The 12,338-nt window shown below is 69.1% G+C and carries 11 protein-coding genes; 5 read left to right on the forward strand and 6 right to left on the reverse strand.

From position 1 onward, the window contains the following. Positions 1-23 precede the first annotated feature (23 nt). Positions 24-722 carry a ribonuclease H gene (locus tag AB0N07_RS22610; protein WP_365837717.1) on the reverse strand — a complete coding sequence of 233 codons (699 nt, stop codon included), beginning with the start codon at positions 720-722 and terminating at the stop codon, positions 24-26. Between the two features lie 53 nt (positions 723-775). Beyond that, a complete protein-coding gene (locus tag AB0N07_RS22615; protein ID WP_365837719.1) occupies positions 776-1,570 on the reverse strand; it encodes a VOC family protein in 795 nt (264 codons plus the stop codon). A 162-nt stretch (positions 1,571-1,732) separates the two neighbouring features. On the opposite strand from AB0N07_RS22615, the gene AB0N07_RS22620 reads away from it, so the two are divergent. Further along, entirely contained in the window at positions 1,733-2,737 is a 1,005-nt protein-coding gene (locus AB0N07_RS22620) for a zinc-binding alcohol dehydrogenase family protein (RefSeq protein ID WP_365837740.1), read from the forward strand. A gap of 26 nt (positions 2,738-2,763) precedes the next feature. Here AB0N07_RS22620 and AB0N07_RS22625 read toward each other — a convergent pair whose 3' ends face one another. Further along, complete coding sequence (locus AB0N07_RS22625) at positions 2,764-4,353, reverse strand: putative glycoside hydrolase (protein ID WP_365837721.1); 1,590 nt, start codon at positions 4,351-4,353, stop codon at positions 2,764-2,766. A 179-nt stretch (positions 4,354-4,532) separates the two neighbouring features. On the opposite strand from AB0N07_RS22625, the gene AB0N07_RS22630 reads away from it, so the two are divergent. Both AB0N07_RS22630 and AB0N07_RS22635 read left to right on the forward strand, forming a co-directional pair. Beyond that, on the forward strand, positions 4,533-5,570 hold the full coding sequence (locus AB0N07_RS22630) for a polysaccharide deacetylase family protein (protein ID WP_365837723.1): 1,038 nt from the start codon (positions 4,533-4,535) through the stop codon (positions 5,568-5,570). Positions 5,571-5,688: 118 nt separating this feature from the next. Beyond that, positions 5,689-5,826 (forward strand): hypothetical protein, encoded by a 138-nt coding sequence (locus AB0N07_RS22635; RefSeq protein WP_365837726.1) that lies wholly within the window; start codon positions 5,689-5,691, stop codon positions 5,824-5,826. Between the two features lie 32 nt (positions 5,827-5,858). Here AB0N07_RS22635 and AB0N07_RS22640 read toward each other — a convergent pair whose 3' ends face one another. Both AB0N07_RS22640 and AB0N07_RS22645 read right to left on the reverse strand, forming a co-directional pair. Then, entirely contained in the window at positions 5,859-6,197 is a 339-nt protein-coding gene (locus AB0N07_RS22640; RefSeq protein ID WP_365837728.1) for a thioredoxin domain-containing protein, read from the reverse strand. 385 nt (positions 6,198-6,582) lie between these two features. Continuing rightward, positions 6,583-7,722, reverse strand: coding sequence for a helix-turn-helix domain-containing protein (locus tag AB0N07_RS22645; RefSeq protein ID WP_365837730.1), 1,140 nt, complete (start codon positions 7,720-7,722; stop codon positions 6,583-6,585). An 87-nt stretch (positions 7,723-7,809) separates the two neighbouring features. Here AB0N07_RS22645 and AB0N07_RS22650 point away from each other — a divergent pair, with 87 nt between their 5' ends. Both AB0N07_RS22650 and AB0N07_RS22655 read left to right on the forward strand, forming a co-directional pair. Beyond that, on the forward strand, positions 7,810-8,865 hold the full coding sequence (locus AB0N07_RS22650; protein ID WP_365837732.1) for a ferredoxin reductase: 1,056 nt from the start codon (positions 7,810-7,812) through the stop codon (positions 8,863-8,865). A 7-nt stretch (positions 8,866-8,872) separates the two neighbouring features. Next, positions 8,873-9,991 carry an acyl-CoA desaturase gene (locus AB0N07_RS22655; RefSeq protein WP_365837734.1) on the forward strand — a complete coding sequence of 373 codons (1,119 nt, stop codon included), beginning with the start codon at positions 8,873-8,875 and terminating at the stop codon, positions 9,989-9,991. A gap of 634 nt (positions 9,992-10,625) precedes the next feature. Here the strand turns inward: AB0N07_RS22655 and AB0N07_RS22660 are convergent. Then, positions 10,626-11,894, reverse strand: a complete 1,269-nt coding sequence (locus AB0N07_RS22660; RefSeq protein WP_365837736.1) for an MFS transporter — start codon at positions 11,892-11,894, stop codon at positions 10,626-10,628. Positions 11,895-12,338 lie beyond the last annotated feature (444 nt).

Raw genomic sequence — 12,338 nt, forward strand, 5'->3', positions numbered from 1 at the left:
ACGGTGTGCCGTACGGCCCGGCCCTAACCGGCCTCCGCCGTACGGCACTCCGGGTGTCCCCAGCCCTGCCCGTTCTTGGCGATGGGCTCACCGGCCGCGTAGGAACGGCCGCACAGGCAGCGGCCGGGGAACTTCGCCTTGATGGTGCGGGACGACGAGCCCGTACGCTGCGGGGACGCGGCCTGCTTGCGGCGCGGGGCGCTCGCCTTCGGGGTGTCCGGGGAGGGCGGCGGGGCCGGTGACCCGAGGTCGCTGCCCGCGGGCTCCTGGACCTTGGCGGCCTGGCTGGCGGCGCGGTCGGCGAAGTCGTTGAGCGGGTCGCCGTCGACCTGGTGGGCGGGCACGTAACGGAATTCGACCGTGCGGCCATCCAGCAGTTCGTCGATGCGTACGACCAGTTCCTGGTTGGCGACCGGCTTGCCGGCGGAGGTCTTCCAGCCGTTGCGCTTCCAGCCGGGCAGCCAGGTGGTGACGGCCTTCATGGCGTACTGGGAGTCCATGCGGACCTCGAGTGGGACGTCCGGGTCGGTTGCCGCCAACAGGCGTTCCAGGGCGGTGAGTTCGGCGACGTTGTTGGTTGCCGTGCCCAGCGGCCCGGCCTCCCAGCGGGCCGGGGTCGCGGAGTCGTCGGAGACCACCCATGCCCAGCCCGCCGGTCCCGGATTTCCCTTCGAAGCCCCGTCGCACGCGGCCACCACACGTTCACGCATGGCCTCGATCATGCCACGGGCGCACGGGGACCTCGACCACCGTCAGGGAGACACCCTCGTACGTCCTAGACGTCCTTCGTCTTGGGCACCTCTCCCTCGGTCCTCGTGATGTCGATCACCGAGAAGCTCGCGCCCTGCGGGTCGCTGATCGCCGCGAACCGGCCGTAGGGGCTGTCCATCGGCCCGAAGCGCAGCGCGCCGCCGAGCTTGGTGGCCTTGGCGACCGCGTCGTCGCAGTCGGGGACGACGAAGTAGAGATTGATGTACGACGGCACCTCGGGCGGGAACTCCTCGCCCATCTTCATCCGGCCGAGGACCGTGTTGTCGCCGAGGTTGAACATGCGGAAGTCGACATTGTCGTCGACGACCTGCTGCGCCGTGTACGGGAAGACCCCGCTGAAGAACGCGTCGGCCTTCTCAGGGTCACGGGTGAAGACCTCGGCCCAGCCGTAGGCGCCCGGCACGGCGGTCGCCTCGAAGCCCTCGTGGGTGCCGCCCTGCCACAGGCCGAAGACGGCGCCGCTGGGCTCGCGGGCGATGCACATGGTGCCGAACTCGCCGACCTGCATGGGCTCCATCAACACCTCGCCGCCGTTCTCCCTGATCTTGGCGGCGGTGGCGGCGACGTCCGGTGAGGCGAAGTAGAGGCACCACTGCGACGGGGCATCCTGGCCCGGCATCGGCGGTACGACGGCGGCGACCGCCTTGCCGTCCGCATAGGCCTGGGTGTAGTTGCCGTACTCCGACGACGCCTCGCCGAAGGTCCAGCCGAGGACGTCACCGTAGAAGCTCTTCGCTCCCTCGACGTCGCCGAACATCGCATCGGCCCAACAGGGGGTTCCCTCAGGTTGTACGGCCATGGCTGCGGCCCTCTCCCGAATCGGCGGATGGTCCGTTTCCTCACGCTAGTCATGCATACGGCGAAGCGCGCGCCGAACGCCCGGGTCCGTTTCAGACTGGACGGGAAGGGCCTCGGCACACTTTCGACGCTGCGGACGGGGTGCGGAATGGCGGACGTGACGATGCGTGCGTGGTCGGTGGTGACGCCGGGACCGGTCGAGGAGAACGGCCTGCGACTCGTGGAGAAACCGGTACCCGTGCCGGGCGGGGACGAGCTCCTCGTGAAGGTGCGCGCCTGCGGGGTGTGCCGCACCGACCTGCATGTGACCGAGGGGGATCTGCCGGTGCACCTGGCGGGGGTGACGCCCGGGCACGAGGTCGTGGGCGTGGTGGCCGGGTCCGGGGCGGGGGTCGTCGGCTTCGCGACCGGGGACCGGGTGGGGGTGGCGTGGCTGCGGCGCACGGACGGCGTCTGCGGGTACTGCTCGCGCGGGGCCGAGAACCTGTGCACCGCCTCGCGGTACACCGGCTGGGACGCGGACGGCGGCTACGCCGAGTACACGACGGTCCCTGCCGCGTTCGCCCACCGCCTGCCGGACGGCGTCGACGACGTGGCACTCGCACCGATGCTGTGCGCCGGGATCATCGGCTACCGCGCGCTGCGGCGAGCGGCGCTGCCGCCGGGCGGACGCCTCGGTCTGTACGGGTTCGGGGGCAGCGCCCACCTGTGTGCGCAGCTGGCGCTGGCCGAGGGCGCCACCGTGCACGTGATGACCCGCGGGGCGGCGGCCCGCCGGCTCGCGCTCGGCCTGGGCGCCGCCTCCGCACAGGACGCCTACGCCGCGCCGCCCGAGCCGCTGGACAGCGCGATCCTGTTCGCACCGGTGGGCGATCTGGTGCCGGTCGCGCTGCGGGCCCTGGACCGCGGCGGCACCCTCTCGATCGCCGGCATCCACCTCAGCGACACACCGCCCCTGCACTACGAGAGCGACCTGTTCTACGAGAAGCAGATACGCAGCGTCACCTCCAACACCCGTGAGGACGCCCGCGAGTTCCTGACCCTGGCCGCCCGCCACGGCATCCACGCCACCACCCACACCTATCCCCTGACACGGGCCGACGAGGCCCTGCGGGACCTCAAGGCCGGGCGCTTCGACGGGGCGGCCGTACTGGTGAACGACCTTTGACCCACTGCTGGAGATCCAGGTTCTTGTCATCGCAGGGTGGTCAGCGCCGCCTCTTGGTACGTGGCTCCGGCGTTCCAGAGCAGGAAGGAGTTCATGCCGTCCCCGGCCGCAGCTCTGATCTGGTCGGCGACTTCGGCGGGTCCGTAGTGGACGCCCAGGGAGAAGTCCTGGAGCCAGGGGACGACCGTGGCCCCGGTGCCCTTGACCTGCTTGGCGAAGTCGGCCAGCGACCGGTCGACGATCTCGTACGGGCTGTCATTCGGACTGGCGACCCCGTACTCACCGGCGGCCCAGTGCGAGGGATAGACCATGGGGGCGATGTAGTCGGCGTGTCGGGCCATGGCGGGGATGTCCTGGGCGATTTCGGTGGGCCGGGTGGCGGCGATGCCGAAGACCGAAACCCCGAGGTATTTGCCTTCGGGCTGGATGCGGCGCTGGGTGTCGGCGACGAACTCGGCGATGGACTCTTCGGGGGTCTGGTCACCCAGGCCGGGGAAGCGCATCGTGGAGAGCTTCCCGTCGGGGCGGCGCACGTAGTCGTAGAGGATGTCGTCGAAGCCCAGCTTGGCCGCTTCGGTGGCCAGAGCGATGTTGTACTGGCGGACCTCGGGGTCGGCGAAGTTGGTGAACGAGAGTGTGCCGTAGTGGCCGCCGTCGTACGGGCTGCCGTCAGGGGCCTGGACCAGGCGGTGGTCCTTGCCCTGACGGTGGGACGCCTCGGCCAGGATGGGGTCGCGGAAGGCAACGATGCGGCCTATGACGCGGGCTCCCATGCCGTGCAGGGTCTCGATCACCTTGTGTGCGTCGTAGCGGTCCTTCACGGCGCCGATCTCACGGGCCAGCGGCACCGAGGAGTCGTAGCCGACCTCGCCGTTTTCGTCCTTGACATCGAGTTCGACGGCATTGAGCTTCTTGTCCTTGACGAGTTGGAGAACCGGGTTGCGGACCTCAGTCGAGGACCAGCCGATGGCGGTCAGGTGCGCGGCCCGGGTGAGGGGATAGGGCGCGACCGCGTTCACGTGCTCGGCGGTGACGTTGCCGGCCTCGTCCGTGGCCACCACCTCGATACGGGCGGGGGGCTTTTCGAACCGGCGGGAGAAGGTGCCGTCGTCGCCGACGGGCACGGGAGCACCGGCTATGGAGACCTTCACCTCGCCGGCGTCCTCGACCCGGCCGCGTACCGTCACCGGTGCGCCGGGCCCGGTGGCTCGGGCGGGCGACAGCCGCAGTTTCGGGGCGGTGGTGTCCACGGTGAACGTCCGGGACATGTCGTCCAGGAACGGCATGCCACTGCGGGATGTGGCCGTCAGTTCGTGCTTCCCCTCGGCGAACGAAGGGATGTCGAGTATGAGGCGGCCGCCGGCTTGGTGGGTGTGCACCGGATTGCCGTCGAGCCGCACCTCCAGCCCGGCGAGGTCGGCCCCTTCCTCGGCTGTGACGGCAAGGCGCGGATTGCGGACGTCGGCTCGGCCCAACACACCGTTGCTGCTGAGCCCTTCGACCTGGAGCCGACTGGAGGAGGCCTGTATCGCGAAGGCCCCTACCGCCGCGCAGACCGGGACCAGCAGGGAGATGGCTATGACGGTGAATCGCGTTCGGAGTCGTTTTCCGCGCATGTTCACTCTGCCGTTCTCGAAAGAGGGTTCCTTGCGATATGACATAGCCGCCACGCCGTCCACCCCAGAGGTTTCGAGCGGGTAATCATGCATTCGGCCTATCGTGCCGGGGTGTGCGTCACGGGGTTGCCCGAGGCTTGGAAGTGACGGGAAGTATCTCGTTCACATCCGGAGGCATCATGCGCCAATCCCACCGAAGCGGCGGCGCGGTCGTCGTCGCATCGGTCATCCTGCTGGCCACCGCCTGCTCGGCAGCCCAAACCCCGCCGGAAGGGCGCCGGGACGAGCCGTCAGTGCAGGCGCGCAAGGTCGGCGGGCAGGTCACGGTTGCCGACCCGGCGAACGTGCAGGCCGACGAGCTCGGTGCGGTCCCGGTGCTGATGTACCACCAGCTGGTGGCCGAGCCCAGGAGTGTGTACGACCGCACGCCGCAGGATTTCCGCGCCGAGCTGGAACGGCTGGCACGGGAGAGATACGTACCTGTGACCGCACGGGAGTTCAGCAGTGGGAAGATTGACATTCCCGCCGGTACCCACCCTGTGGTGCTGACCTTCGACGACTCGACCGTCACCCAGTTCCGTCTGGTCGCGGATGGCCGGCCCGCGTCCGGCACCGCGGTGGACATCCTGCTGGACACCGCTCGGAAGCACCCCGGATTCCGCCCCGTAGCCACTTTCTTCGTCAACGCCGACCCGTTCGGCGAGCCAGGCGGTCGAAAGTCGTTGGACTGGCTCGTCAAACACGAATTCGAGGTCGGCAACCACACCCTGCGGCACACCGCGCTGGGGACGGTGGACGACGACACCGCCCAGAAGGCCATCGCCGACAACCAGAGGGCGATCACCCAGGCCGTGCCCGGCTTGTCGGTGGTGTCGATGGCACTGCCCAACGGTTCGATGCCCCACTCCCGGCAACTGGCGCTGCAGGGAACCGCCGACGCTGTGCACTACCAGCATCAGGGCGTCTACCTGGTGGGAGCCGACCCAGCCCCTTCCCCCTTCTCGATCGCCTTCGACCCGGGTGCCGTCCCGCGGATTCGCTCCCAGGCGGCGACCGGCCCGGAAGCCCAGTTCACCTCGACGGTGTGGCTGGACAAGCTCCGCGACGGAACGGTCAAGCGTTACACCTCGGACGGAGACCCGAAGAAGATCAGCTTCCCCAGGTCCGAGGCGGCCCACCTCGCCCCGGCTCACCGCCAGGCTGCCCGGCCGTACTGATCCACGACCGCCTACCGCCGTGAGGGAAAAACCGATGCCATGGACGCCTGTGTCATTGCTGACCAGGCTCGTATCCGCCGCGACCTGGGCCTGCACTGACGGCCCGGCCGGCCTGGTCATGACCCAGTCTCGCCTGGGCGCGGACCTCACCGGTGCCTTTCCCGCCAAGGCGCTGGTGCTGGACGGCGTCATGTGGCCTGTGGAGGTGTCTCAGCCAAGCGCCTCGGACGGCGCAGCTCCCACGGACGAGACGTGAAGGGCGTCGCGGCCACGTGCCGCGGTGGCCGCTCAGAGGTGGCCGTCCAGGAACTTCCGTACCTCGACGGTGGTCATGGACCCCGTGCCGTGCGCCACCGCCTGCCCCTCCTTCAGCAGCACGTAGGACGGGGCTCCGGTGATCCCGTATCGCTCGGTTGCGGCCGGACAACGCGTGATGTCGGCGCGGACGACCGTCAGGCGGCCCGTGCACTCGTCGGCGATGCCACCCACGACGAGGTCCATCACCCGGCAGGGCTCGATTGCCTTGGGCCATGTCCCGGTGAAGTATGCGAGGACCGGAACTCCGCTCATCCCGAGGATGAAATTGAACTCCGCGTCCTCACGGGGTCGGTGAACCCGCTTCACCATGGAAGCTCCTGACCTCAGGTTCCGTCATTCCACCCCCATCATCCCTCGCGCGGTGTGCCGGGCCGGCCCGGTCGGCCGGCCGCTTGGTCCGTCGGAAGGGAGGCGCGGGGCCGAGGCGGAACCACGGTGGTCCCCGGCGAGCGCGGCCCCGGCTCCCCGCCCCTGGTGACCCCGCCCGGCCGCCCCGCCGGTCACCCAGCTGCAGCCCGCCGCGCGCTGTGGGTCAGCTCGTGCCAGGGCAGCGCCCGCCACGGCGACATGAGAGCCCCGGTGCGCATCGTCCACCGGATCCGGTCGAGCCAGCGCCCCCGACGGGCCTCCCGATGCCTTGTCCGGTCTTCCACATCCGCTCCCGGTCTCAGCCGGCTGACGGTCGACGTACGCGTCAGCCGGCCCGAAGCCCGACCGCCAGCGTCAGTTCAAGGACCCGGTGTGGCGATGCGAGATCCGGAAACAGCTCCCGCAGCTGCGACATCCGGTACCGGACTGTCTGGGGATGGACGAACAACGCCGCCGCCACCTCGTCCCGCCGGCCCTGGTGCAGCAGCCACTCCCGCAACGTCTCCTCCAGCCGCCGTGCGGTCGCGACCGGCAAGGTCCTCAGCGGTGCGAGGGCTCGGGCACGCAGGTCTGCGAGCGCGTCCGCGTCGGCGCTGAGCACCAGCTCGGGCAGGTGGTCCTCGGTGTCGCGAATATCGGAGGAGAGGGAGCGCGCACGTACGGCTCGTGCGTATGAGGCGGACGCACGAGTCCATGGCCGGGGCGGGCCGACCACGGCGGTGCGGTCGGTCAGCTGCCGCAGGAGGTGTGATCGGTCGGCGTCGGGGACGAGCAGCACACCGGTGGCGTCCGGCAGGTCGTCGAGGACGAGGGTGCTCGGGTCGAGCGCGCGGTAGGCGGGCCGGGCCTGGTCGGCGGGCAGCAGGACCGCGGTCAGCGAAACCGGAGGGTGCCACCCGGCCCGTTGAGCAGAGGCCAGCAGCACGTCCGGGCTCGCCCCGGCGAGGAGGTCGCGGGCCAGGTGTTCCAGGTGGCGCTCGTGGGCCCTGCCCCGGGCTGCCAGTTCGTCGGCGTGGCCCGCGGCGCTCGCGGCGGAGAGTTCGTCGATGTAGGCGAAGGTCAGCTCGGCGAACTTGGCGACCTCGGCGGCGGGCAGACCTGCGGGTACGGCACCCGCTGCCAGGCATCGCCAGGCCACGCGGGCGCCGACGCGGTAGGCACTGAGCAGGGCGTCCATCGAACGGCCGTCGCGCACCTCGCCGCGGCCCAGCTCGTAGGCTGCGTCACCGGCGTCGCCGCCTGTGGCGTTCCCGCTCGCGAGGTCCAGGTAGTGCCCCAGGGCGGTGCGGACGGCTCGGCGGATGGTGGCACCCATATGGCCCGACAGGGCGTTGGCGTAGGGCGGGACCTCGTCGATGATCGCCTGGACGACCTCGTCGGCGGTGGTCTTCAGCGCGGCCCGAAGTGCGGTGACCGTCGTCTCGTCCAGGGCCAGTTCGCTGGCCCTTTGGATTGCATGGCTCACGTTTTTGTTCCCTGCGAACAATTCGACCGACCAGATTCACATCCTGCGGTCAGGACTTTACGCCTTGAGGCGCAGCAAGCTGGTGTCATGACGAGTGCAGCCCTTCGCAGCAGGGCGTGGAAACTGCTGGAGATGGTCACGACGCCGCTGCTGCCGTCGGACTACCTCGACCTGGTCAGCCCACTGCGTGCGGGCGCTGACCTGCGTGGGCGCATCGAGGCCGTGCACCCCGAGACGGGTGACGCCGCGACCATCGTGATCAGACCGGGGCGGGGCTGGCGCGGCCACACAGCCGGTCAGTACGTGCGGGTCGGGGTCGACGTCGACGGGGTCCGCCTGTGGCGTGCCTACTCCCTCACCTCGCCGACAAACCGCCCCGACGGCCGCGTCACGATCACCGTGAAGGCGATCCCGGACGGCAAGGTCAGCAACCACCTGGTCCGCAGGGCGAAACCGGGCACGCTGATCCAGCTCGACCAGGCGACCGGTGACTTCGTGCTGCCGCAGGCCAAGCCCGCCAAGGTGCTCTACCTGACGGCAGGCAGCGGCATCACGCCCGTGATGGGCATGCTGCGCGACACCGAGTTCGACGACGTCGTCATGGTCCACTGCGCACCACGGCCGCAAGACGTGATCTTCCGCAACGAGCTGCACGACCTGGTCGCGGACAAGAAGCTGCGGCTCACCGAGGTGCACACCGACACGGACGGCATGCTCGACCTCGCCGGTCTCGACGAGCTCGTGCCCGACTGGGCCGAGCGCGAGACCTGGGCCTGCGGGCCCGCGGGCCTGCTCGACGCCGCCGAAGAACACTGGAGCCGGCACGGCGTACAAGAGCGCCTGCACACCGAACGCTTCCGCCCCGGCATCGTCGTCGCCGGTGACGGCGGCGAGGTCACCTTCAGCGCCACCGGCAAGACCGTCGACGCGGACAGCGCCACGCCGTTGCTGGACGTCGGCGAGGAGGCCGGCGTCCTCATGCCCTCCGGGTGCCGCATGGGCATCTGCTTCGGCTGCATCACGCCGCTCAAGGCGGGCGCCGTCCGTGACCTGCGCACCGGCGAGATCACCGAGGCCGAGCCCGGCGTCCTCATCCAGACCTGCGTGTCCGCTGCGGCGGGCCCCTGCGACATCGAACGGTAGGAGCACCTTGACCGCCATCGACCCCACCGCCCACCTGACCGCGGAGCAGATCGAGGAGCTCGGCCGCGAGCTGGACGCGATCCGCGACGAGGTGATCGCCGACCGCGGCGAGAAGGACGCCGCCTACATCCGTAAGGTCATCTCGGCGCAGCGCAAGCTCGAGCTGGTCAGCCGGGGCGTGCTGCTGTTCTCGATCTTCCCGCCCGCATGGCTGCTCGGCACCGCCGGTCTGTCCGTGGCAAAGATCATGGACAACATGGAGATCGGCCACAACATCCTGCACGGCCAGTGGGACTGGATGCGAGACCCGAAGATCCACTCCACCACCTGGGAGTGGGACCACGTCTCGCCGGCCGACCAGTGGAAGCACTCCCACAACGAGCTCCACCACACGTACACCAACGTGATCGGCAAGGACAACGACCTCGGCTACGGCATCATGCGCGTCGACGAGGACCAGAAGTGGCAGCCGTTCCACCTCGGCCAGCCGCTGTGGAACTTCATCAACGCCTGCTTCTTCGAGTACGGCATCGCAGCGTACGACCTGGAGCTCGGCAAGAACCTGCACAAGCGCCGCCGCAAGAACCCGGAGTTCCGCGCGCGGGCCAAGGCTGTGGGCCGCAAGATCCGCAAGCAGGTACTCAAGGACTACGTGATCCACCCGCTGCTGTCGGGCCCGTCGTTCCTCCCCACGCTCGCCGCCACGTTCACCGCGAACCTGGTCCGCAACATCTGGTCCCACTCGGTGATCATGTGCGGGCACTTCCCCGAGGGCGTGCAGGTCTTCGAGCGCCGGTCGATCAAGGGCGAGACGCGAGGCCAGTGGTACCTGCGCCAGATGATGGGCTCGGCAAACATCAGCGGCAGCAGGGCCATGCACTTCATGACCGGCAACCTGTCGCACCAGATCGAGCACCACCTGTTCCCGGACCTGCCGAGCAACCGGTATGCCGAGGTCGCGGTGAAGGTGCGCGCGCTGTTCGAAAAGTACGAGCTGGAGTACGTCACCGGGCCGCTGCCCAAGCAGGTCTTCTCCGCGTGGCACAAGGTCTTCCGGCTCTCGCTGCCGAACAAGAAGCCCAAGGTCAACACGCCGGTCCGCGAGCAGGAGCTCGTCGCGGCCTGATTCCCGGCATGGGTTCGGATCTCTCGGCCGTACCGGCGGCATCGCAGGGTTCGGTGAGATCCGTTGCGGACGTTGGGCGGCTGCGGCATAAGACCGTACGACACGGGGTCCCGGGCGGCCCGGTGTCGGGCGGCGCTGCCTGGACGTGCGCCAGGAGCTCAGCACACAGCCCCCGGCGAGCTATTTCAGTGCGCTGACCTGCCGTGGTCGGGCCGGTAGTCGGGGGCGTGCGCGGACTCGGTTTGCCGACGGGCGGACTGGGTGCAAGGCATGGACTGTGACGTGGACACTGCCGCAACCGATGCTCGTCCGTTGTCCGCTTCGTGCCATGGGCCGCAACGGCGACGTCGTGTGCCGTGCCGCCCGAAGTCGAGAAAAACAGCCTCACCTCGCGCTGTGCGGGTCCCCAACAGCCGGCGGGTGGCGGAGGGCCCACCTGCGTCACGATGCCACCGGCGCGATCGAGGGCACCTGCCGGCACCTGATCGGCGACGGTTCGACATCCCCGGCGCCCGCTGGGGCCCGCACGGCGCCGAGGCCGTCCTCGACTCCGCGTCCTGCACGACCACAACGACTTCGACGGGTACTGGGCCTTCCACCTTGCTCGGCAGGGCGTCGCTCGAGATGGTCTGTTTCAGCATGCCCTTTGGCCGACGGGCTTTTCGATCTCGGTGGTCACCCGTGCACCTCGGAAGAGCACCGGGAGCCACAGGAGACATGCCAGCAGGGGGACCGCGGCGTAGGCGGCCATGCCCACACTGGAGCCAAGCCCGTCCATGAGCGCGCCGAGGACGAGGTAGCCGATGCCGATGAGCGCCGACTCCACGAATGCGATCATCGACAGCAGGCTCGCCCGGTGGCGCGACGGCACGGCCTCGTTGAACACGTTGTCCACGACTACGGCGGTGATCTCGGGAATCCCGACCAGGACCAGGAACGCGGCGACGGTGACCCGGACAAGGCCGAGGCCGCTCAGGCCGAGTGCCGCGGTGAGCGTCAGGAGGGACACCGGGACCATGGCCCGATACCCGATGAGGCGGTGCGCGCGGTCCGACAGCAGCGGAGTGAGCCCGCCGGCGAAGAATCCCGCCGATATGACCACGCTGACCAATGCGGTGCTCGCTCCCTGATTGGAGAGGGTCTTCTGCGTGAAAATGATGTACGGCGTCAAAGTCGCATGCATCAGTCCGGACACCACGACAAGCGTCACGAGCGCCGGCGTGGCGACCCGAAGCATCGCCCGCCATGCTGTGGCGTCGCCGTGCTCCTCGGCTCCGTCCTGCTCGTCCACCGCGTCCGCACCGCGGATCTCGGGCACCCGTGACATCAGCACCACCACGGCCAGGACGAGGCACGCCGCCGAACCGACGTAGACCACCTCCCAGGAGATCTGCTGCAGTTGGCCGCCGAGGACGATGGCTGCTCCCGAGGTGACCGTCCCGAGCATGGTGAACCGGGACTTGATCTTGACGTAGCCGGCCGTTGCACCACGACGCACGAGCAGGTCGTACAGCAGGGCGGTGTCCGAGCCGGACACACAGGCCATGCCCACGCCCTGCCCGATGAACAGCGCCAGGAACACCCAGTAGTTGGAGAACGTCCCCTGGCCGAGCAGACATCCAGCCATCAGCGTCTGGCCGATCACGATGCTGGCACGCCTGCCGATTCGGTCGGCGATGACTCCCGTCGGCAACTCCGCAAGCCCGCTGACCAGGTACAGCAGTGTCTGCAGCAAAGCCACTTGCCCGGCGGTAAAGCCTCGCTGCTGAAGGAAGAGGACGAATACGCCGCGCTGGAACAGCGCGTTGGTGAGCACGGCGTAGACGTAGAAGGGGCGCGTGACGCTTCGTGCTGCACTGTCGACTGCAGCCGACCCGCCAAGGGCCTCCGTGGTGCCGGTCATGCTGCGGGCTCCCTGGTGACTCCGGTGATCATTGGTGTTGGGCCTCCGCCGCCGACCGGAACCTCCGGTCCAGACTTCGCGCATGATATTGAGTCGGCCATCCCGCCGGCCGCGCCTTCATCCGGGCCGACCCGCGGTACGGCCTCACGGACACCGACTTCGCAGCCCTCGACCAGTGGCTCCAGCACCACCGGGGCCGACCACCTCACAGCCAGGTCCAGGATTTTCGGCTGGGCTCCGCTACCCGCCAGGCCTCTTTGAAGCCCCCGTAAAGCGATCGCAGCATCGCTGATCTGCATCCGGGCGCGGCGCACCCGCCGTGAAGGTGATCACGCTGCTCGTGAACCTTCAACACCGTTGCGTTTGAGTCTTGAGCCGCAGGTCAAGCCCGGGTGAATGACGCAACGGGACGTCCTGATAGATCAACTTGTTGTCGAGGCAAGG

The organism is Streptomyces sp. NPDC051172 (assembly GCF_040682555.1).
GTDB lineage: Bacteria > Actinomycetota > Actinomycetes > Streptomycetales > Streptomycetaceae > Streptomyces.

Excerpts from the sequence above, each read along its gene's own strand:
- AB0N07_RS22650 (WP_365837732.1), top strand. The coding sequence starts at position 7,810 with ATGACGAGTGCAGCCCTTCGCAGCAGGGCGTGGAAACTGCTGGAGATG.
- AB0N07_RS22660 (WP_365837736.1), bottom strand. The coding sequence starts at position 11,894 with ATGACCGGCACCACGGAGGCCCTTGGCGGGTCGGCTGCAGTCGACAGT.
- AB0N07_RS22630 (WP_365837723.1), top strand. The coding sequence starts at position 4,533 with ATGCGCCAATCCCACCGAAGCGGCGGCGCGGTCGTCGTCGCATCGGTC.
- AB0N07_RS22625 (WP_365837721.1), bottom strand. The coding sequence starts at position 4,353 with ATGCGCGGAAAACGACTCCGAACGCGATTCACCGTCATAGCCATCTCC.
- AB0N07_RS22610 (WP_365837717.1), bottom strand. The coding sequence starts at position 722 with ATGATCGAGGCCATGCGTGAACGTGTGGTGGCCGCGTGCGACGGGGCT.
- AB0N07_RS22615 (WP_365837719.1), bottom strand. The coding sequence starts at position 1,570 with ATGGCCGTACAACCTGAGGGAACCCCCTGTTGGGCCGATGCGATGTTC.
- AB0N07_RS22635 (WP_365837726.1), top strand. The coding sequence starts at position 5,689 with ATGACCCAGTCTCGCCTGGGCGCGGACCTCACCGGTGCCTTTCCCGCC.
- AB0N07_RS22640 (WP_365837728.1), bottom strand. The coding sequence starts at position 6,197 with ATGGTGAAGCGGGTTCACCGACCCCGTGAGGACGCGGAGTTCAATTTC.
- AB0N07_RS22620 (WP_365837740.1), top strand. The coding sequence starts at position 1,733 with ATGCGTGCGTGGTCGGTGGTGACGCCGGGACCGGTCGAGGAGAACGGC.